This is a genomic window from Pseudoalteromonas sp. CNC9-20, assembly GCF_022347875.1.
GTDB classification, from domain to species: domain Bacteria; phylum Pseudomonadota; class Gammaproteobacteria; order Enterobacterales; family Alteromonadaceae; genus Pseudoalteromonas; species Pseudoalteromonas ruthenica.
The window spans coordinates 351447-370825 of the sequence record NZ_JAKRFS010000005.1 but is presented as its reverse complement, the minus strand read 5'-3'; the positions used below and the strand labels follow the sequence as shown (position 1 = coordinate 370825).

The 19379-nt window shown below is 47.1% G+C and carries 19 protein-coding genes and 11 tRNA genes; 18 read left to right on the top strand and 12 right to left on the bottom strand.

The genetic code is table 11. The annotated features are described in order from the left end of the window. Positions 1-9: 9 nt before the first annotated feature. From MHM89_RS14395 to MHM89_RS14385, 3 genes are read right to left on the bottom strand one after another with little or no spacing between them, the layout of a single operon-like run. Complete coding sequence (locus MHM89_RS14395; RefSeq protein ID WP_239409081.1) at positions 10-375, bottom strand: DUF423 domain-containing protein; 366 nt, start codon at positions 373-375, stop codon at positions 10-12. Continuing rightward, positions 372-989, bottom strand: a complete 618-nt coding sequence (locus MHM89_RS14390; protein ID WP_138547614.1) for an alpha/beta fold hydrolase — start codon at positions 987-989, stop codon at positions 372-374. The genes MHM89_RS14395 and MHM89_RS14390 overlap by 4 nt, the downstream gene beginning before the upstream one ends. Then, positions 989-1888 (bottom strand): transcriptional regulator GcvA, encoded by a 900-nt coding sequence (locus MHM89_RS14385; protein WP_022944697.1) that lies wholly within the window; start codon positions 1886-1888, stop codon positions 989-991. The genes MHM89_RS14390 and MHM89_RS14385 overlap by 1 nt, the downstream gene beginning before the upstream one ends. A 167-nt stretch (positions 1889-2055) precedes the next feature. On the opposite strand from MHM89_RS14385, the gene MHM89_RS14380 reads away from it, so the two are divergent. Beyond that, entirely contained in the window at positions 2056-2943 is an 888-nt protein-coding gene (locus MHM89_RS14380) for a hypothetical protein (protein ID WP_239409080.1), read from the top strand. A gap of 4 nt (positions 2944-2947) precedes the next feature. On the opposite strand, the gene kdsA is transcribed toward MHM89_RS14380, so the two are convergent. The 8 genes from kdsA to hemA all read right to left on the bottom strand — a co-directional run bounded on the left by kdsA (position 2948) and on the right by hemA (position 11151). Continuing rightward, the gene (gene kdsA / locus MHM89_RS14375) at positions 2948-3805 is read right to left on the bottom strand and encodes a 3-deoxy-8-phosphooctulonate synthase (protein ID WP_239409079.1); all 858 of its coding nucleotides are present in this window, start codon (positions 3803-3805) and stop codon (positions 2948-2950) included. Between the two features lie 10 nt (positions 3806-3815). Then, positions 3816-5066, bottom strand: a complete 1251-nt coding sequence (locus tag MHM89_RS14370; RefSeq protein ID WP_138547611.1) for a DUF819 family protein — start codon at positions 5064-5066, stop codon at positions 3816-3818. A gap of 14 nt (positions 5067-5080) precedes the next feature. Further along, the gene (locus MHM89_RS14365; protein ID WP_022944693.1) at positions 5081-5884 is read right to left on the bottom strand and encodes a tetratricopeptide repeat protein; all 804 of its coding nucleotides are present in this window, start codon (positions 5882-5884) and stop codon (positions 5081-5083) included. Positions 5885-5980: 96 nt separating this feature from the next. Beyond that, positions 5981-6355 (bottom strand): SirB2 family protein, encoded by a 375-nt coding sequence (locus MHM89_RS14360; protein WP_239409078.1) that lies wholly within the window; start codon positions 6353-6355, stop codon positions 5981-5983. A gap of 8 nt (positions 6356-6363) precedes the next feature. Then, a complete protein-coding gene (locus tag MHM89_RS14355) occupies positions 6364-7905 on the bottom strand; it encodes a response regulator (RefSeq protein WP_045979732.1) in 1542 nt (513 codons plus the stop codon). Between the two features lie 50 nt (positions 7906-7955). Next, the gene (gene prmC / locus MHM89_RS14350) at positions 7956-8801 is read right to left on the bottom strand and encodes a peptide chain release factor N(5)-glutamine methyltransferase (protein ID WP_022944690.1); all 846 of its coding nucleotides are present in this window, start codon (positions 8799-8801) and stop codon (positions 7956-7958) included. Beyond that, entirely contained in the window at positions 8802-9887 is a 1086-nt protein-coding gene (gene prfA, locus MHM89_RS14345; protein WP_138547608.1) for a peptide chain release factor 1, read from the bottom strand. 7 nt (positions 9888-9894) lie between these two features. Then, positions 9895-11151, bottom strand: coding sequence for a glutamyl-tRNA reductase (gene hemA, locus MHM89_RS14340; protein ID WP_045979735.1), 1257 nt, complete (start codon positions 11149-11151; stop codon positions 9895-9897). A gap of 219 nt (positions 11152-11370) precedes the next feature. Here hemA and lolB point away from each other — a divergent pair, with 219 nt between their 5' ends. From lolB to MHM89_RS14255, 17 genes are all read left to right on the top strand, one after another. Further along, positions 11371-11958 carry a lipoprotein insertase outer membrane protein LolB gene (lolB, locus tag MHM89_RS14335; RefSeq protein WP_151172459.1) on the top strand — a complete coding sequence of 196 codons (588 nt, stop codon included), beginning with the start codon at positions 11371-11373 and terminating at the stop codon, positions 11956-11958. Continuing rightward, positions 11955-12809 (top strand): 4-(cytidine 5'-diphospho)-2-C-methyl-D-erythritol kinase, encoded by an 855-nt coding sequence (ispE, locus tag MHM89_RS14330; protein WP_138547607.1) that lies wholly within the window; start codon positions 11955-11957, stop codon positions 12807-12809. The genes lolB and ispE overlap by 4 nt, the downstream gene beginning before the upstream one ends. 80 nt (positions 12810-12889) lie before the next feature. Continuing rightward, the gene (locus tag MHM89_RS14325) at positions 12890-13837 is read left to right on the top strand and encodes a ribose-phosphate pyrophosphokinase (RefSeq protein WP_022944685.1); all 948 of its coding nucleotides are present in this window, start codon (positions 12890-12892) and stop codon (positions 13835-13837) included. A 200-nt stretch (positions 13838-14037) separates the two neighbouring features. Further along, positions 14038-14661 (top strand): 50S ribosomal protein L25/general stress protein Ctc, encoded by a 624-nt coding sequence (locus MHM89_RS14320; protein ID WP_022944684.1) that lies wholly within the window; start codon positions 14038-14040, stop codon positions 14659-14661. 19 nt (positions 14662-14680) lie between these two features. Next, positions 14681-15265 (top strand): aminoacyl-tRNA hydrolase, encoded by a 585-nt coding sequence (gene pth / locus MHM89_RS14315; RefSeq protein ID WP_022944683.1) that lies wholly within the window; start codon positions 14681-14683, stop codon positions 15263-15265. Between the two features lie 36 nt (positions 15266-15301). Further along, positions 15302-16393: a redox-regulated ATPase YchF gene (gene ychF / locus MHM89_RS14310; RefSeq protein ID WP_239409077.1), complete on the top strand. Its 1092-nt coding sequence runs from the start codon at positions 15302-15304 to the stop codon at positions 16391-16393. Positions 16394-16594: 201 nt separating this feature from the next. Beyond that, positions 16595-16671 (top strand) — tRNA-Met (locus tag MHM89_RS14305). Positions 16672-16709: 38 nt separating this feature from the next. Beyond that, a tRNA-Leu gene (locus MHM89_RS14300) sits at positions 16710-16794 on the top strand. A gap of 38 nt (positions 16795-16832) precedes the next feature. After that, positions 16833-16907 (top strand) — tRNA-Gln (locus MHM89_RS14295). Between the two features lie 60 nt (positions 16908-16967). Further along, positions 16968-17052 (top strand) — tRNA-Leu (locus MHM89_RS14290). A 38-nt stretch (positions 17053-17090) separates the two neighbouring features. Then, a tRNA-Gln gene (locus MHM89_RS14285) sits at positions 17091-17165 on the top strand. 60 nt (positions 17166-17225) lie between these two features. Further along, positions 17226-17310: transfer RNA gene (locus MHM89_RS14280), tRNA-Leu, on the top strand. A gap of 157 nt (positions 17311-17467) precedes the next feature. Continuing rightward, positions 17468-17542, top strand: a tRNA-Gln gene (locus MHM89_RS14275). A gap of 2 nt (positions 17543-17544) precedes the next feature. Next, positions 17545-17621, top strand: a tRNA-Met gene (locus MHM89_RS14270). A 38-nt stretch (positions 17622-17659) separates the two neighbouring features. Continuing rightward, positions 17660-17744, top strand: a tRNA-Leu gene (locus MHM89_RS14265). 38 nt (positions 17745-17782) lie between these two features. Next, positions 17783-17857: transfer RNA gene (locus MHM89_RS14260), tRNA-Gln, on the top strand. A 79-nt stretch (positions 17858-17936) separates the two neighbouring features. After that, positions 17937-18021: transfer RNA gene (locus MHM89_RS14255), tRNA-Leu, on the top strand. A 126-nt stretch (positions 18022-18147) separates the two neighbouring features. Here MHM89_RS14255 and MHM89_RS14250 read toward each other — a convergent pair. Further along, positions 18148-19302, bottom strand: coding sequence for an FAD-dependent oxidoreductase (locus MHM89_RS14250; RefSeq protein ID WP_239409076.1), 1155 nt, complete (start codon positions 19300-19302; stop codon positions 18148-18150). Positions 19303-19379: the final 77 nt, after the last annotated feature.

The following is a 19379-nucleotide window of genomic DNA, read 5'->3' as shown; positions in this document are numbered from 1 at the left end:
GGTGGTGACTTATTTCATTTGTAACAGTTTAATGATCATGGCGGCCCAAGCGATAATAAAGCACAGGCCCCCGATCGGAGTAATCGGCCCAAACCACTTGATATTTGTTAGGGCTAAGGCATACAAGCTGCCACTAAAGAGCACAATGCCGGCGATCATAAAGTAGCCGCTAATGGTAAGGTTGACACCAAACTTGGCCAATATGCCGAGCAAAATCAACCCTAGGGCATGATACATTTGGTATTCAACACCCGTTTGGAAAACGCCAATCGCGTACTCCGATAAGCGACTTTTTAAGCCATGGGCAGCAAAGGCGCCAAGTATAACACTGAGCCCCGCGAAAAGCGCTCCACTAATAAGAAATAACTGACTCATAGATGCTCCTTGATAAAGCTCACGGCGAGCTCCGCTGCCTTTTGCCATTGCTGTTGTTGGGTAAAGCCACTTTTTTTGCGCGGCACCAAAGAATGATCGCCATCTTCTAACCAATGGAGCTGAGCAGGACGTGTATCGACAAGCTCGAGCAACTCTGATTGCTTGCCAAAAGTGTCGCGCTCTCCTTGCAGCACACAAAAAGGTACTTTGATATCGGCAAAATGAGCGACGCGCAGTTTGTCTTTTTTTCCTGGCGGGTGGAACGGATACCCGAAGGCAATCACGCCTTGGACATCACTTGGGTGCTTAGCAACCAACATACTGGCCATGCGCCCGCCCATGGATTTGCCGCCAATAAACAGCGGCAAACCTGAGCGACGCTGCTCAAGGTGTTCGTTAAAGCTGGCTAACAGCTTATCGGCTTTTTCCGGTGGTCGGCGTTTGTTCTCTTGCTTAGCACGCTGCATGTATGGAAAATCGAATAACCCCACGCTCACACCCAAAGCGGCCATGTTCGCTGCCATTTGCTGCATAAAGTCACTGTCACTGCCTGCCCCTGCACCGTGGGCAAAAATAAACTGGGCAATCGGCGATTGCGCTTCAATCCACTGCATTAAAGCTGCTCCTGTTCTTTTTCAACTAATCCTAGCATCCACTCTTTAAATGAGACGATTTTACCGAGCTCAGATTGCGACTCACGAAAGACTAGGTAGTAAGCGTTTTTACTTTCTAAGGTATGATTAAACGGCACAATTAATCGCCCCGCATCAATTTCTGGTTTCGCCAGCACCAAGTTGCCAAGCGCCACACCTTGACCGTGGGCAGCAGCCTGCATCGCCATCGACGAGTGCGAGAATATCGGCCCTTGGTTAACTTGCACATTGCGTACTCCAGCGGTTTTCATCCATAACTTCCATGGTCGGCGCGTGGTATCGTGCAACAGTGTGTGGTACTGCAAATCTTGTGGCTCGTTCAGCGGCTTAGGGCCGTTCAATAGCATAGGGCTACACAAAGGCACCAAGTATTCGGTGTGCAACTTATGAGTTTCCACGCCACTCCAATGACCGCGACCATAATAGATAGCAATATCAACATCATCTTGAAGTGAATTGTCGTCCTGGTCTTGCGCTTTAATACGCACATCGATCTCTGGGTGTAACTCGTTAAACAAACTTAACCGAGGCACCAACCACTGAATCGCAAAGCTTGGAGTCAGGCTCACCGTTAACGACCCTTTGGCTCCACGCGCTAACAGTTTTTCTGTAGCATCCACTAATTGTGCAAAAATCTCTTTAATATCGAGAAAGTACCCTTGCCCCTCTTCAGTTAATAGCAAGGAGCGATTTTTTCGCAAAAATAATTTCAACCCTAAATGCTCTTCTAGGGTTTTGATCTGGTGGCTTACGGCTGCTTGAGTTACATACAGCTCTTCTGCTGCTTTGGTAAAGCTTAAGTGCCTTGCCGCTGCTTCAAAAGCCTTTAGAGAATTTAGAGGGGGGAGTCGCCGAGCCATAACTAACGATTAGTTTTTTTTATGTGGGTAAAGTATAACATTAGATTAGGTGCAGACAATAAACTTGATAAAAGACAGATTAAGAACACGGCCCAAAATCACTGCTCGGTAAAGCAACAGAACGTCTCCCTCTAGACTAATAAGTAAAAACGTCATAATCTGCTTTTATGAAGTTTCTATATTTGCTACTAAGTGTTGCTTTTCCAGCTTTTGCCAATGACTACGATGTGACTTGGTTACGCATTAATGCGCCGCCATTTTCCATGCCCGCCAGCAGCTCTGATTCAGGCATTTGCGATGATATCGTTGATGAGATTATCGCCCGGACTCCGGATTTAAAACATGACTCCATTCATTTACCGCAAATGCGCTTAAAGAGTTATTTTGAACAAGGCAAAAATGTATGTGTGCCCTGCCTAATCAAACGCGACAATCACCCTTTAGTGACATTCTCTACGCGCACCAGCGTTTATCCGCCAATGGGTATCGTCACCACAGCACAGAAACAGCGCTCTATAACCGAAAAACATGGCAGCCCCGTGCGCCTTTATTCGCTCTTAAACGATAAAGGTTTGCGCTATGGACAAGGTGCCGGACGGAAATACAGCCCATGGATTGAGCAAATCAAATCGCGAGTACAAAATAATCAAGCGGTGACGCTTAATTACCGTGGTGCCGATCAGGCCTCGGTGTTAGGCGATATGTTAGTCAACGAACGCATCGACTTCGGCATCGACTATCCCTTTATCGCCACTTACTATAACCGTCATCATGACGCTCAGCTTGTCACTTTACCCATAGCCAATAACCAAGAAAGCCTCGTGTTTGGTGCCATCGGCTGTGCCAAGCGCGCTGATAATGACTTTGCTACGACCTTTATCAACCGTATTAACCCTATTATCCGCGACCATATTTTACCCAGTGAGTCGTACCGGCAACACCAAAGTAATTGGTTAAGTGAATACTTCGACGATTTTTCCCAAGTATATGAAAAACACTTATTAACAAAAAAGCCAGCGCAACACGCTGGCTCTGAAAAACGCAATACAAACTAAGACGTTAATCTAAATCGCTGGCACTGGTATCAAGCGCCGGGAAGCTCTTTACCAAATCATCAATGGCTTTCATTTGTGTCAGGTACCCTTCCAGTTTCGCCAATGGCAGTGCACATGGGCCATCACATTTAGCTTCGTTAGGATTTGGGTGAGCTTCAATGAATAGTCCAGCAATGCCAAGAGCCATACCACTGCGCGCCAATTCAGCCGCTTGAGCACGGCGACCGTCGGCACTGTCACTGCGTCCACCCGGGCGTTGTAGCGCATGAGTGGCATCAAAAATAACCGGTGCCATGGCTTTCATATCATCCATGCCGAGCATATCAACCACTAAGTTGTTATAGCCGAAACTAGTTCCTCGCTCACACAAAGCCACTTGCTCGTTACCCGCTTCGGCAAACTTATTGATGATATGGCGCATCTCATGAGGGGCTAAAAACTGTGGCTTTTTGACGTTTACAACGTTGCCAGTTTTCGCCATGGCCGTTACCAAATCCGTCTGCCGTGCTAAAAATGCCGGGAGCTGAATAACATCCACGACCTCAGCAACAGGGGCAGCCTGATAGGGTTCATGCACATCGGTAATCAATGGAATATCAAAAGTACGCTTAATCTCTTCAAAAATCTTCAGCCCTTCTTCCATACCCGGACCACGATATGAGGAAATAGACGACCGATTTGCTTTGTCAAATGAGGCCTTAAATACATAAGGAATATTGAGTTTATTCGTGACCTCCACATAGTGCTCTGCGATACGCATCGCCAAATCGCGAGATTCGAGTACGTTCATACCACCAAACAGCACGAAGGGGTTTTTGTTTGCCAACTCAATGGCACCGATAGTTAACTTTTCAATCGTCATTGTCATTTCCTTAAGGGGCGACTGATTGCATAATCAAGCCACAAATATAAGCCATGTAAGTACCCACACCGTAACCTAACACCGCCAGTAGTACGCCCACCGGAGCCAAGGAGGGGTGAAAGGCTGATGCCACCACCGGCGCTGATGCGGCGCCACCGACATTGGCTTGCGAACCCACCGCCATGTAGAACAACGGCGCTTTGATCAGTTTCGCGACAATCAGCATCAAGCTGGCATGGGTAAGCATCCAAATAGCACCCACTACGAAATACAACGGGCTGTCTAAAATGGCGGTAATATTCATGTGTAAGCCGATGGATGCAACCAAAATATAGAGGAAGCTTGAGGCCACCTTTGACGCTCCAAAAGCCTCAATATGGCGTACCCGAGTAAAAGACAAGCTAATGCCTATGGTAGTCGAAATAACGATGAGCCAGAAAAACTTACTATTTAGGCTGTATTCCTGAGCCCATGCAAATTGGTTAAAGTACGGGGCTAACAGATCACCGCAAAAATGAGCAAAACCGGTAATACCAAACGCGATGGCGATAATGGTCATGTAGTCATTCAGTGTGGGCATACGCGCATGCTCTGCATGGTAGGCTTCGACCCGCTTTTTCAAATCCTCAATGGCAGTGGTGTCGGCACCCGTTTTCGCATCTATGGCTTTGTGATTACCGGCCATTAGCAACAGTACCGCCATCCATAGATTGGCAACAATCACATCCACAGTCACCATTGCCGAGAAAATATCGCCGCCAACCTCGAACATCTCTTTCATTGATGCTTGGTTAGCTCCGCCACCAATCCAGCTGCCGGCAATTGTCGTCATTCCCCGCCACACGGCATCAGGGCCATGACCGCCAACCGCTTCAGGGTAGATGGCACTCATCACTAAAATAGCTAAAGGCCCGCCAATCACAATGCCCACGGTGCCGGTTAAAAACATAATCAGCGCCTTAGGGCCGAGATTAATAATCGCTCTTAAATCTATGCTAATGGTTAATAATATCAAACATGCAGGTAGCAAAAACCGCGAAGCAACGTAGTAAACATTGGAACTGTGGCCGTCAACGATGCCAAAAGTATTAAGCAACGACGGTAAAAAGTAGCACAGTAAAAGCGCGGGAACATACTTATAAAACTTTTGCCAGAAACGATGCTGGCTATGTGCCGTTTTAAATATAACGCCGAGGATCACGGCGAGCATGCCCATCACCACCGCATCGTTGGTGATCAGAGCCTCATGAGGTTGAGCCATAAAAAATCCTTACCCTAATGGAGTGTGTTGTTATTGTTATCCAGCTCGTCAATTTGATGACGGACTAGCTCAATGGCTGGATCGTCGGGACATTCATCGACAAAAAAACGTAAATCAGCCTTGGCCAGTTCTGGTCGGTCAATTTGGTTGAGCAAGTACCCTCTGTCGCGCCGCTCATAGGGATCATCACCGAGTAGTTCAATCAGTAATTCCACACAGGCAAGCGCGTCGCCAAAACGTTCAGCACCGATAAAAGCCCATTTTTGATGCGCCAGATACAGCTTATATGCCTCTTCATCGAACACCATCTCAGGTAATGTCTCATTATCAGTTTCCGCGTTTTCAGGCTGCAAATGCCATATCTGTTGCCCAGAGGCGGGTTCTATGAGGTAGTATTCCTGTGCACTAAACGACACCTGCACCATAACACTTTGATCAATCAGTGCAATATCGGCGTTAAAGCGACAATGTTCTAAAATGGCTTGCAGTACAATCGCCAATGATAGGCTGTTACCTGTGCGGTATAGCAAGGTAAAATAAACACTGTTTAGGCGATACTCTGGCATCTCTTGTTGCGTGCCACTGAAGCTCCAGTCACTGTAAAAACAATCAACGATAGCATCAAGCGCTTGGTGTTTATCGCTGTAACGCGCATACACCTCGCTGGCGGCTTGTTGTAACTGTTTGAGTTGAGCAAAGGCATCATCAACATTAGCTTGTGCATGCCACCGAGCTTCAGCTTGAATACATTGAGTGATGGCACTGACACTGTAGCTGTGCTCTAGATCGAATTGGTCATCTAACCACACATCAGACATAGAATAGGGTATATCTCACGAGCTAAAAAAACTGAGCGCTAGTTTACCTAGGATCGTGAAGATATACCAATTTCGGCAGTTTTTAGTGGTTAATTGTTAGCTAAAGAAGCCAGATTTCGACCCAGCCAAGTAGCCAATCGCTAAAAGCACGAGGGTATTACCCCCTAACCATAACCATTTTTGGCCTTGTGTAGGCGCTTTAAGCAGCTTAAAACCGATAACAATGTAAGCGACCACTAAAATAATTTTTTGCCATAGCCATGGCACTGCAAGGGGGTTGATACTGGCCACCACAAGCAGCGCAATCGCACTCAGTAACAGCAAGGTGTCAACAATATGGCTGGATATAAATACTGCTTTATTCGCAGCAATTTTACCACCACCGATACGTGAGAAAGCGCGGGTGTAAAAAAGCACCACACTCAAGACTACAAACAACACATGGGTGTGTTTTAGCGCAATATAATCCATACCATTCCTTAATCTGGGTAGCGCGCTAGAATTGTTTCTAGCGTGTCTAGTTTTTCAATAAATACATCTACGAGCTTGGGCTCAAACTGGGTCCCGCGTAAGCGTTGAATTTCTTCCACGACTTCGGCTTTACCCCAAGGTTCTTTGTAACTGCGCCGATGACGTAAGGCATCATAGACATCTGCCAACGCCACTATGCGGCCAAACACGTGAATATCTTGGCCTTTTTTACCTTGTGGATAGCCACTGCCATCCCACCACTCATGATGCTCTTGAGCAATCGTGGCTCCTGCTTGTACTAAGGGCCGTTTAGAATTAGCTAAAATAGTGTAACCTTTTTGCGCATGCTGTTTCATCACCTGCCATTCGTTCTCATCGAGCTTCCCTGGCTTGTGTAAAATAGCGTCAGGCACGCCCACTTTGCCGACATCATGCAGAGGAGACGCACTGCGCACCAGTTCACACTCTTGCTCACTCAACCCCAAGCCCCGCGCCAACTCATAGCAGATATGCGACACCCGGCGAACGTGATTGCCTGTTTCGTTACTGCGCTGCTCTAACGCCTCGCTTAAGCGCCACACCAACTCCTGCTGAGTGTCTTCTATTTCCGATTGCAGCTGTACATTTTCATACGCAATTTGTACGTTCTGAGCAAAGATTTCAATCAAGTGTCGTTGCGTGGTAGTTAGGTTTTTAGGCACTCCGGAGATATAAAGCAAGGCGCTATTATTGTATTGGCTAGAGCAATGGGCAAACAGATAATCGTCTTTATAAATAATGGTTTTTTCATTGAGCGCTTGTGTACAGGCGCTAAACTGCTCTGCACTGAGGACTTGATCTAGAGATTTACCCTCACTTTGTTCAAACTCCCCCTGACCGGCAAAAACCACTAAGTTTTTCGCATCCTTTTGCTCACTGCTGGCCACTAAAGAGGTCGCATACATGGCCTTATCAACTGAGCCGAGTAAGGAAGTGAGCTGCTGAATGACTCCGTGAATAAAGGTTTCCATGGAGTGGGAAGCAAATATATCTCGCGAAGCAGTGATAATTTTTTCCAGCCCCTGGCGCGATTGCTCGATGGCTAAAATATCACGATACGAGCGCAGGCTGGACATCACTACGGTGAACAGCTTTTGCGCTGTCAGTTCAGTTTTCGACTTGTAATCGTTGATATCGTAATTAACGATTACTTGGCGCTCTGGCGCCTGGCCAGGCTGACCTGTTCTGAGAATAATACGCACATGATGGTTTTTGGCTTCATGGCGGATGTACTCTGCAACCTTCAAGCCGGCATCATCGGTTTCCATAACCACATCGAGTAGCACAATGGCTGCATCTGGGTGCTGATTAATTAGCTGCTTCGCTTCGCTGCCTGAGTAGGCACTGATAAACTCCAGCCGTTTTTCTTGGAACTCGAAATCACTAAGCGCGAGTTTCGTCACAGCATGGACTTCTGGTTCATCATCAACAATGAGGATTTTCCAAGTTCCAAGGCTATCTTGCTCGACTTCTTCAATTTCCTCATCACTGAATAAAAAGTCTTCGGACATGTTAGTTCCTTTTAAAAATCAACGACCAATGTCACTCCCTAAGCATAGGCCTAAGTTGTGTATTCAGCCAAGGTGATGCGCTCATTTTGACCTAAATCGACCACTGTTCGCGCATTAACGTACCCGTAATTAGTCAACAGTTGCCGTACAGCCTGCCCTTGCTCGAAGCCATGCTCTAACATCAGCGTTGCACCTGGGTGCAAATAAGCGCGTGCTTGGGCAATGATATGGTCAATATCGGCTAAGCCATTGTCTTTGGCAACCAAGGCGCTAAGAGGTTCATAGCGCACATCTCCAACACTCAGGTGAGGGTCGCTCTCATCGATATAGGGCGGGTTACTAACAATAAGGTCAAAGCGCTGGGCGGCAATAGCACTGAACCAATCGCTCTGATAGATGCGCACGTTTGCAATACCGAGGGACTGTTGGTTGTGCATCGCTAAGGTAACGGCATCGGCACTGGCATCAACCCCTTGCACCTGCCATTGCTGACGTTCACTAGCCAGCGCCAAAGCAATTGCCCCTGTGCCTGTACCGAGGTCTAAAACCTGCGCATTCTCAGGTAAGTCGAGCGCCAACGCCTGTTCAACAAGCGTCTCGGTATCAGGTCTCGGTATTAAGGTGCTACTGTTGACGGCCAATGGTAAGGACCAAAACTCGCGGGTGCCCGTTAAATGGGCAACGGGCACCCCCTGCAAACGCTGACTTAATAGCTTTTCAAACTCACGCAGTTGGCGCTCTTCGAGGGCCTTATCGCCCCAAGCAAATAGGTAGGAGCGTGGTTTACGCAACACGTGTAATAATAATACTTGTGCATCTAGGCGTGGTGATTCACTGCTGTCTGCGAGCGCCGTTGCTGCATTACGCAGCACGGCATCAATAGTCGAACTCGACAATTAATCGTCACCCATTGCAGCAAGCAAATCGGCTTGGTGTTCAATCAATAGCGGGTCAATCACAGCGCCTAAATCACCGGCAACCACCTCATTCAAACGATACAGGGTAAGGTTAATACGGTGGTCAGTAATACGCCCTTGTGGGTAATTGTAGGTACGAATACGCTCTGAGCGGTCGCCACTGCCCACCAAATTACGACGCTGGCTGGCCTCTTCTGCCTGACGTTTTTCTGTTTCCGCTTGCTCTAAGCGAGCAGCAAGAACCGACATTGCTTTAGCGCGGTTTTTATGTTGTGAACGTTCATCCTGACACTCAACCACAACGCCTGTAGGAATGTGGGTAATACGAATAGCAGAGTCGGTTTTGTTAACGTGCTGTCCACCGGCACCTGAGGCGCGGAAGGTATCCACTTTAATATCTGCGGTATTAATTTCGATGGCTTCGGCTTCTGGGATCTCAGGCATAACCGCGACCGTACACGCAGAGGTATGAACACGCCCTTGCGATTCTGTCTCAGGCACACGCTGCACTCGGTGCGCACCGGATTCAAACTTTAGCTTACCGTATACGCCGTCGCCTTTGATATTGGCAATCACCTCTTTATAACCGCCGTGTTCACCTTCGTTAGCGCTGACTAGCTCTACTTGCCACTTCTGAGTTTCTGCATAGCGGCTGTACATACGGAATAGATCGCCTGCGAAAATAGCCGCTTCATCACCGCCCGTACCGGCCCGCACTTCTAAGAACACATTGTTGTTATCACGAGGGTCGCGAGGCAACATCAATACTTGCAATTGCTCTTCTAAGCTCTCCACTTGAGCTTTTGCTTCTTTGTATTCTTCTTGCGCCATTTCACGCATATCAGGATCGGAATCTTTGAGCATTTCTTGTGCTGTGCCCACATCTTCTTGTGCTTGCTGATAGGCGGTAAAGGCTTTAGCCACTTCTTCTAATTCTGCATATTCTTTGGATAAAGCACGAAACCTATCTTGATCACCTATCACTTCAGGATCACTCAGTAGCGCTTGAACTTCTTCATAACGCTCCACTAAGGTTTCTAGCTTGCGGTATACCGACTCTTTCATGTGTTTGTTATTCCTGATTAATTCCTAACATTTTTTGCATTTGTGCCAGCTGCCCCACTTCGCCTTTCTCGGCCGCATCTTTAATCGCCTTAGTAGGCGCATGCATCAGTCGATTAGTGAGTTTATTCGCGAGCTCAACCATGATTTTCTCTGGCTCTTTGCCACTGGCTAGCTGAGCCATTGCTCGCTCAAGGAGTTGTTCTTTCGTTTGCGTCACATCATTACGATAATCGCGGATGAGTCCCACTGAATCGAGAGACTTTAGCCAATTATCAAACTCGCTGACTCGCGCAGTGATAATCTGCTCGGCTTCTTTTGCTGCTTGCTCTCGCGTTGCCATATTTTCGCTGACGATCGCTTGCAAGTCATCCACTGAATATAAATAGGCGTTATCCAGCTCCGCTACTTGGCTTTCGATATCCCGTGGAACAGCGATATCAATCAACAACATAGGTTTGTTTTTACGCTTTTTCAGCGCCTGCTCAATCACCCCTTTACCGATAATGGGCAACGTACTGGCCGTTGAGCTGATGACAATATCGGCCTGTGGTAATTGTTCCGGCAACTGCGCTAAGGATATCACGCCAGCGGCGAACTCGTCGGCTAAATTTCGGGCGCGGTCGATGGTACGGTTGGCAACAGTCATTGATTGGGGTGAGTGCTGATGAATATGTCTGGCAACCAGCTCAATGGTTTCACCAGCGCCAATGAGTAGCACACGAGTGTTATCTAGCTTGCCATAAATATGTTTGGCTAAATTCACTGCAGCGTAGGCCACCGACACCGCACTGGCACCAATATTCGTCTCGGTACGCACCTGTTTCGCGACAGAGAACGTTTTTTGAAATAAGCGCTCGAATAAGACCCCAACGCCGCCATTCTTTTTAGCGCTGGCGTACGCTTGTTTTATTTGCCCAAGAATTTGCGGCTCACCCAGTACTAATGAATCAAGACCGCAGGCCACCTTCATCAAATGATAGATAGCTTGGCTGTGATCAAAGCTGTACACGTTTTCCGCCAGTTCTTTGCTATCAAGTTGGTGAAACTGCGCGAGCCACTGCAACACTTGCTCCGGAGTACCGCTCTCAAGTGAACAATATATTTCAGTGCGATTGCAGGTCGAGACGATCACGGACTCGGCAAACTCATCTTGCATTGTGAGTTGCTGTAGTGCACGGTCAAGTTGTTCAGGAGAGAAGGCTACTCTCTCGCGCAAATCAACCGATGCTGTTTTGTGATTAATACCCAGTGCGACTATGGTCATGGTGGACAACTATTGCTTAACAACCAATTTTATTAAATACTTACTCATTCTTTAAATTAGCGCATAGATGGATAGCTTCTGCCAAACAGATTTTATCGATGGCAGTAAACGAATTCGTCGACGCTAAATGAAAATCGCTTGCAATAACATTGGTCTGAACCTGCTTCAAGCGAATAATTTTACGAAAATCAAGCGAATAAGGAAAGGCGGGAAAGACATTTGATTAACTTTCGATTGATTTTGCTGGTGTTTTTTTTGTTTCTCACAGGCTGTGTACAAACAATCCCGGAATCCACACCACCTAGCGACACTTGGCGCACCTCCCTCAAGCAAATAAAACACTTTCGCAGTGAAGGTAAAATGGCGTTTATTTCACCACAGAAGCGGCAATCAGCTAATTTTGTTTGGCAACAACAAGGCGATGAATACAGCCTCGATTTAAACACCTTTATCGGCACCAACGTTTTGCGCTTAAAACGCCACCCCTATATCGTTGAGCTGGATATCGATGGCGAACAATATCAAGGACATAACGCACAGAGCTTAGTGTATCGTTTAAGCGGTTGGCTGTTACCTTTAGATACCCCAGAACAATGGCTGTTAGCGGCCTACGACGCCGAGTCAGCTCAGTTTGATCAACAACAACGCGTACGTAGCGCCAGCTGGCTGAGCCCGGATAATCGTCAGTGGCAGATTCGTTACCAAAATTACGAGGCTATTCAGGGCGTTTGGCTACCCACGCGTATCACCCTGAGCCACGATACTCTGCGCGTGAAGTTATTAATTAATGAATGGCAACTGCAATGAACTCTTGTGCACTTAGCGTGATAGCACCGGCTAAACTTAATTTGTTTTTGCATATAACGGGGCGTCGGGATGACGGCTATCATGAATTGGAAACCCTTTTCACTTTTCTTGACCACGGCGATGAGTTGCACTTTCAACCACGCCAAGACTCACGCCTCGAGTTGGCGCCAATGAATGGCGTGGCCAACGAGGATAACCTTATTTTCCGCGCTGGCGAACTTTTGCGCCAAGCCTATCAGCAGCGTGGTCTCGAAGTGTGCGGAGTGAATATTGATATCGACAAGCGATTGCCTATGGGCGGCGGCGTCGGCGGTGGTTCATCGGATGCAGCAACAACCCTACTTGCTCTTAATTCACTGTGGGGCAACAAGCTGAGCCTGGATGAGCTAGCAGAATTAGGCATTCAACTCGGTGCCGATGTGCCCGTGTTTATAGGCGGGCGCAGTGCCCTAGCGCGAGGGGTTGGTGAACAATTACAAGCGGTTGATGTACCACAACACTGGTATTTGGTAGTACATCCACAAGTGCATATAAGCACCGCAGCGGTATTTGGCCACCCTGATTTACCTCGAGATAGCGCCCCCCTACCACAGCAATGGCAGCATGCAGAGCATAGAAATGACTGTGAAGCACTGGTCAAAAAGCTCTACAGCGAGGTTGAAAAAACACTGCAGTGGTTGCTAAAATACGCCCCGTCGAGAATGACTGGCACTGGGGCGTGTTGTTTCGCCGCGTTCGATAGCGAACGCGCAGCGTTAGACGTTCTAGAAAAGCTGCCCACCGAGTGGCAAGGCTTTGTTGCCAAAAGTTTAAATCAATCTCCTGCTCATACAGCGCTTGGTTTAAACTAATGTAGAAGTAAAGTGTTTAAGTTAGCCTGCAAATTCACTTGCATGTTAGTCCAAAATTTCAGTGCCCGAGGAACCCTACCGTGCCAGACATGAAGCTCTTCGCTGGTAATGCAACGCCTGACCTAGCTCAAAAAGTTGCAAAACGTTTATATATCGAACTAGGCGATGCCGAAGTTGGTCGTTTTAGCGACGGTGAAATCAGTGTATCTATTAATGAAAACGTCCGTGGCTCGGACGTTTTTATTATCCAGTCTACCTGTGCGCCGACCAACGACAACCTGATGGAATTAATCGTCATGGTTGATGCGCTGCGCCGCGCTTCAGCTGGGCGTATCACCGCTGTACTGCCGTACTTCGGTTATGCCCGTCAAGATCGCCGTGTGCGTTCTGCTCGTGTGCCAATCACTGCCAAAGTTGTTGCTGATTTCTTATCAAGTGTTGGCGTCGACCGTGTGCTAACGGTAGACCTCCACGCCGAGCAAATCCAAGGCTTTTTCGATGTGCCGGTGGACAACGTATTTGGCAGCCCTGTACTTATCGAAGACATGGCTCAGCGTGATTTTGACGACGTCGTCGTTGTCTCACCTGACATTGGTGGCGTAGTTCGCGCCCGTGCTATTGCGAAGTTACTTGATGACAAAGACCTCGCTATTATTGATAAGCGTCGTCCTCAAGCCAATGTGTCTCAGGTTATGCACATCATTGGTGATGTCAAAGGTCGTGACTGTATTATCGTTGATGACATGATTGATACTGGCGGCACACTCTGTAAAGCTGCTGAAGCATTAAAAGAACATGGCGCTAAACGCGTGTTTGCTTATGCCACGCACCCAGTATTATCCGGTAATGCAGCTGAAAATCTGCGTAATTCAGTAATTGATGAAGTCATTGTCACCGACTCAATTCCGTTGTCAGATGAGCTTAAAGCCTTGGACAATATCAAGGTATTAACCTTGGCTGATATGATGGCCGAGACCATCCGTCGTATTAGCAACGAAGAATCTATTTCGGCGATGTTTGAGCACTAAAGCTGCTTCGCTGATGAGCTCAAATAGAAAACACCGCCTCGGCGGTGTTTTTTTTATTCTGCTGTTTATTTTAACCAAGGCCGGTGGTACTATAGCGCGCCTTTTTTAATTGGCTGTGGTGTTACATCGCTTGCCAATTGGGTTAAGGCCTTTGGTCGCGAAGGTCTTACACTATATTAATTTGATAATTTGGAGACATCATGTCTAACGATTTTTACACATTTGATGCAGAAGTACGTACAGAGCTAGGTACTGGTGCGAGCCGCCGCCTACGTCGTGCAGACAAAGTTCCTGCGATCCTTTACGGTGCAGGCAAAGACGCTGTATCACTAACGCTTGACCACAACAAAGTGAACCAAGCACAAGACCACGAAGGTTTCTACACGCACATTCTTACCCTGAACATCGGTGGTGAGTCTGTTGAAGCGATTCTTAAAGACATTCACCGTCACCCGTTCAAGCCTAAGATCACTCACTTAGACTTCCAACGTGTTGACCCGAACTCTAAGATCCACACTAACGTGCCAATTCACTTCATCGGTGATGAAGAAGTTAGCAAAAAAGGTGCAACTGCTGTTCACCAACTAACTGAAATCGAAATCACGTGTCTACCTAAAGCGCTACCTGAGTTCATCGAAGTAAGCGTAGCTGACCTAGTTCCTGGTGATTCACTACACCTATCTGAGATCAAACTACCAGCAGGTGTTGTTTCAGTAGAACTAGCTAAAGGCGCTGACCACGACCAAGCGGTTGTAACTGTCAACGCTAACAAAGCTGCTCCAGCTGAAGACTCAGAAGAAGCGTCTGATAGCGACGCAGAATAAGGTTTAAGGTGTTAGCACCTTGAATACTATTCAAATGCTAGTGGGCCTGGCTAATCCAGGCCCCGAATATCAAAAGACCCGCCATAATGCAGGGGCCTGGTTTATCGAAGAACTGGCCGCACGCTATAACTGCACTCTAAAACCTGACGCAAAACATCACGGCTTAACCGGCAAAGTTATTATCGGTGACAGCGAATTTAAGCTTCTGATTCCAACCACTTATATGAATCTCAGTGGTAAATCTGTGGCCAGTTTAGCTAACTTTTACAAAATCCCCGTTGAGCATATTCTTGTTGCTCATGACGAGATGGATTTAGAACCGGGCATCGCTAAGTTAAAAAAAGGCGGTGGACACGGCGGTCACAACGGACTAAAAGATATCATTGCGAAAATGGCTAACAACAAAGAATTTATGCGTTTGCGTATAGGTATTGGCCACCCAGGTCACCGTGATAAAGTGACCGGTTGGGTATTAGGCAAGGCGCCTCAAGCTGATCAGGAGAAGATCGACGCCGCAGTTGATGAGGCTGTGCGCTGCATGGATATTTTGGCGAAAGACGGTGTGCTTAAAGCACAAAACAGACTCCACTCATTTAAGCCATAATGACGCGTGGCTTGAACACAAACAGGTATACATAATATGGGTTTTAAATGTGGTATTGTTGGCTTGCCTAATGTTGGTAAATCAACCCTTTTCAACGCGCTTACCAAAGCTGGTATTGAAGCGCAAAACTTCCCCTTTTGTACTATCGAGCCAAATACAGGCGTTGTTCCAGTACCCGACGTACGCTTAAACCAGCTTGCAGAGATTGTTAACCCACAACGTATTCTACCTACGACCATGGAGTTCGTTGATATCGCTGGTTTGGTAAAAGGCGCTTCGAAAGGTGAAGGTCTTGGGAACCAATTCCTCGCCAATATTCGCGAAACCGATGCGATTGGTCATGTTGTGCGCTGCTTTGAAAATGACAATATTGTCCACGTTGCCGGGCAAATCGACCCTGCCGATGATATTGAAGTTATCAACACTGAGCTTGTGTTGGCTGACATGGACAGTGCTGATAAAGCGCTACTACGTCAAGCAAAGAAAGCCAAAGGCGGCGATAAAGACGCAAAATTCGAGATAAGTGTGCTTGAGAAAGTAAAAGCGCATTTAGATGAAGGCTTAACACTGCGCTCACTCCGCTTGGAAAAAGAAGAAAAAGCAGCCATTGATTACTTAAACTTCTTAACCATTAAGCCAACTATGTACATCGCCAATGTCAACGAAGACGGCTTTGAAAATAACCCGCATTTAGAAACCGTGCGCGAGATTGCTGCGAATGAAGATGCAGTGGTCATTCCGGTTTGTGCAGCCATAGAAGCCGAGCTATCAGAGCTCGAAGAAGACGAGCGCAATGAATTTATGGAAGATTTAGGCCTTGAAGAACCAGGCTTAAACCGAGTGATTCGTGGCGGCTACGAGTTGCTACAGCTGCAAACTTACTTCACTGCGGGCGTCAAAGAGGTTCGTGCTTGGACGATTCCTGTTGGTGCAACAGCGCCACAAGCAGCAGGAAAAATACATACGGATTTCGAAAAAGGCTTTATCCGTGCACAAACAATCGCGTTTGATGACTATATTGAATACAAGGGCGAAAATGGCGCAAAAGAAGCCGGAAAAATGCGTCAAGAAGGCAAGGACTACATTGTTAAAGATGGCGATGTGATGAACTTCTTGTTCAACGTGTAATAAACACCGCTTCAATGGGCCCGCTTAATTAGCGGGCTTTTTTGTTTGTGAGTGAGAAAAAGAAGCTGTTTTTTATTCGCTTCGCTTGTTTTTCAGGCAAACAATTCATCCTCGTTATGTTTTTACTAAAAAGGTGTTGACGCGCTTTCGGCAGATCAGCATAATACGCCCCGCATCAGCGATGATGAACAAGTAAAAGTTGGCTACGTAGCTCAGTTGGTTAGAGCACATCACTCATAATGATGGGGTCCCCTGTTCAAATCAGGGCGTAGCCACCATTTTCTTTCTACCAATAAGAAAATGGAAATTACTTAATGCGGAAGTGGCGGAATTGGTAGACGCGCTGGATTTAGGTTCCAGTATCTTCGGATGTGAGAGTTCAAGTCTCTCCTTCCGCACCATGTTCTCGATAAGAACTGAAATTATCATTTTCTATAGCTGGAGTATCGCCAAGCGGTAAGGCAGCGGGTTTTGATCCCGCCATTCCCAGGTTCAAATCCTGGTACTCCAGCCAACTTTTCTGAAGTTGAGGAATGAGCCTAGGCTTAAGTTCCAAAATGCTCCAGATTATATTGCGGAAGTGGCGGAATTGGTAGACGCGCTGGATTTAGGTTCCAGTATCTTCGGATGTGAGAGTTCAAGTCTCTCCTTCCGCACCATGTTCTTGATAAGAACTGAAATTATCATTTTCTATAGCTGGAGTATCGCCAAGCGGTAAGGCAGCGGGTTTTGATCCCGCCATTCCCAGGTTCAAATCCTGGTACTCCAGCCAACTTTTCTGAAGTTGAGGAATGAGCCTAGGCTTAAGTTCCAAAATGCTCCAGATTGTATTGCGGAAGTGGCGGAATTGGTAGACGCGCTGGATTTAGGTTCCAGTATCTTCGGATGTGAGAGTTCAAGTCTCTCCTTCCGCACCATGTTCTTGATAGGAACTAAAATTATCAAACTTGATTTCGTTGGAGTATCGCCTCGCCACGAAGTGGAAGCGGTAAGGGCAGAAGAGAGAGGTTTTGATCCCTCACTCATCCACCCCCAGATTCAAATCCTGGTCCACAAATAGATTTGAGATTTCGTTGGAGTATCGCCAAGCGGTAAGGCAGCGGGTTTTGATCCCGCCATTCCCAGGTTCAAATCCTGGTACTCCAGCCATTGGCTACGTAGCTCAGTTGGTTAGAGCACATCACTCATAATGATGGGGTCCCCTGTTCAAATCAGGGCGTAGCCACCATTTTCTTTCTACCAATAAGAAAATGAAAAATACACTATGCGGGAGTGGCGGAATTGGTAGACGCGCTGGATTTAGGTTCCAGTATCTTCGGATGTGTGAGTTCAAGTCTCACCTTCCGCACCATGTTCTCGATAAGAACTAAAATAATCATCCTGGATTGCTGGAGTATCGCCAAGCGGTAAGGCAGCGGGTTTTGATCCCGCCATTCCCAGGTTCAAATCCTGGTACTCCAGCCAACTTTCCTAAAGTTGAGGAATGAGCCTAGTGTCTCCAATTAGGCGCTCTAATTAGGTTCCTTTAGGTAAAGTAAAAAATGCGGAAGTGGCGGAATTGGTAGACGCGCTGGATTTAGGTTCCAGTATCTTCGGATGTGAGAGTTCAAGTCTCTCCTTCCGCACCATTTTTATCATCTCACCTTTTATACATCACCATAGTCTAAGCACTACTTGCTTATCGCGACCACCTATAAGCATTTATAGAATTCACTTAATAAAAAATCCGGCACGACTGCAAGATGGCGATTGATCTAATGACCAATCGCGTATTTTAGTACCCAATCTTTTATCGGCCCAGCCTGGTTTGCCGCGCGTAAAAATAGATTACGCCCCCATTTTAATGGCCCACTCTCATTAGAGAACCCCCAATAACATGCATCCATTGTGCTCATCATGGCCAAGTTGGCATACCGGCGCGCTTGCCAATAACGCTGCAATGCAATATCAATGGGGTTGTCATTTTGTAACTGTGCGCTGAGCGCCACTACATCAGCAAAGCCGAGATTGACCCCCTGCCCTGCCAACGGGTTGATGGTGTGAGCGGCATCCCCGATTAACACGCAGCGTCCTTGAACATAGCGCTGAGCATGGGCTCTGGTAAGCGGAAAAACCGCCACAGACTCAATATCAAAATCACCTGGCAAGCTTGGGAAATGAGTAATAATCTCTTGTTTCAGTTGCTCTTTTGGTAAAGCCTTTAAACGAGCTAAGTGATCACCATGATGATACCAAATTAAGTTGGCATAAGGTGCCTGCATAGGTAGAAACGCCACTGGCCCGGTGCGCTGAAATTGCTGCCAAGTACGCACCTGCTGCGGGGCATCAAGCTTAACCAAAATGCCCATACAATGTTGCTGATATTGCCACCCCTCAATACCTATTCCTAACATCGAGCGTACAGCGGAACGCCCGCCATCGGCAGCAATGAGTAGATCGCCTTGATACTGCTTTGCCCCTAAGGTCAGTGTTACTTGCTCACCGTCATCGTCAATCGCACTTATTGGCTCAGCACTTTCGATAGCTGTAATATCGTACTGTGAGAATTGTTGCCATAACGCTGCTTGAATCACGTTGTTTTCAATGAGGTGACCTAAATGGGTTAACCCCAGTTGTTCAGCGGAAAATAATAAACGCGCGTTGGGCTGTTCAAAAGCTTCTAACTCAGTGTACGGCGCGCTACGCGTCGCTTTAATCGTCGCCATAGCTCCGAGTTCATCAAGCAATCGTTCGGAGGCACGATTTATCGCTGAGACACGAATATCAACACGGCTGTTTTGCAAATCAGTAGTGGCATCTGGAAAGTGGCGCTCAAATACCGTCACCTTCATGCCTTGTTGCGCCAGCTTAATGGCACAAGCAGCTCCGACCATCCCGCCACCGACGATTAGCACATTTTTTACACTCATGGCCTATTGCCTCTAAATGCTTCAATATTACGGTGATTGTAACTCAGTTAAGGCAATGGTGGCAGTCTAAGCACAGG

Excerpts from the sequence above, each read along its gene's own strand:
- hemA (WP_045979735.1), bottom strand. The coding sequence starts at position 11,151 with ATGACCATAGTCGCACTGGGTATTAATCACAAAACAGCATCGGTTGAT.
- ispE (WP_138547607.1), top strand. The coding sequence starts at position 11,955 with ATGAACTCTTGTGCACTTAGCGTGATAGCACCGGCTAAACTTAATTTG.
- MHM89_RS14365 (WP_022944693.1), bottom strand. The coding sequence starts at position 5,884 with ATGTCTGATGTGTGGTTAGATGACCAATTCGATCTAGAGCACAGCTAC.
- MHM89_RS14250 (WP_239409076.1), bottom strand. The coding sequence starts at position 19,302 with ATGAGTGTAAAAAATGTGCTAATCGTCGGTGGCGGGATGGTCGGAGCT.
- MHM89_RS14360 (WP_239409078.1), bottom strand. The coding sequence starts at position 6,355 with ATGGATTATATTGCGCTAAAACACACCCATGTGTTGTTTGTAGTCTTG.
- MHM89_RS14380 (WP_239409080.1), top strand. The coding sequence starts at position 2,056 with ATGAAGTTTCTATATTTGCTACTAAGTGTTGCTTTTCCAGCTTTTGCC.
- MHM89_RS14385 (WP_022944697.1), bottom strand. The coding sequence starts at position 1,888 with ATGGCTCGGCGACTCCCCCCTCTAAATTCTCTAAAGGCTTTTGAAGCA.
- MHM89_RS14355 (WP_045979732.1), bottom strand. The coding sequence starts at position 7,905 with ATGTCCGAAGACTTTTTATTCAGTGATGAGGAAATTGAAGAAGTCGAG.
- MHM89_RS14320 (WP_022944684.1), top strand. The coding sequence starts at position 14,038 with ATGTCTAACGATTTTTACACATTTGATGCAGAAGTACGTACAGAGCTA.
- ychF (WP_239409077.1), top strand. The coding sequence starts at position 15,302 with ATGGGTTTTAAATGTGGTATTGTTGGCTTGCCTAATGTTGGTAAATCA.
- prfA (WP_138547608.1), bottom strand. The coding sequence starts at position 9,887 with ATGAAAGAGTCGGTATACCGCAAGCTAGAAACCTTAGTGGAGCGTTAT.
- kdsA (WP_239409079.1), bottom strand. The coding sequence starts at position 3,805 with ATGACGATTGAAAAGTTAACTATCGGTGCCATTGAGTTGGCAAACAAA.
- MHM89_RS14395 (WP_239409081.1), bottom strand. The coding sequence starts at position 375 with ATGAGTCAGTTATTTCTTATTAGTGGAGCGCTTTTCGCGGGGCTCAGT.
- MHM89_RS14370 (WP_138547611.1), bottom strand. The coding sequence starts at position 5,066 with ATGGCTCAACCTCATGAGGCTCTGATCACCAACGATGCGGTGGTGATG.
- MHM89_RS14390 (WP_138547614.1), bottom strand. The coding sequence starts at position 989 with ATGCAGTGGATTGAAGCGCAATCGCCGATTGCCCAGTTTATTTTTGCC.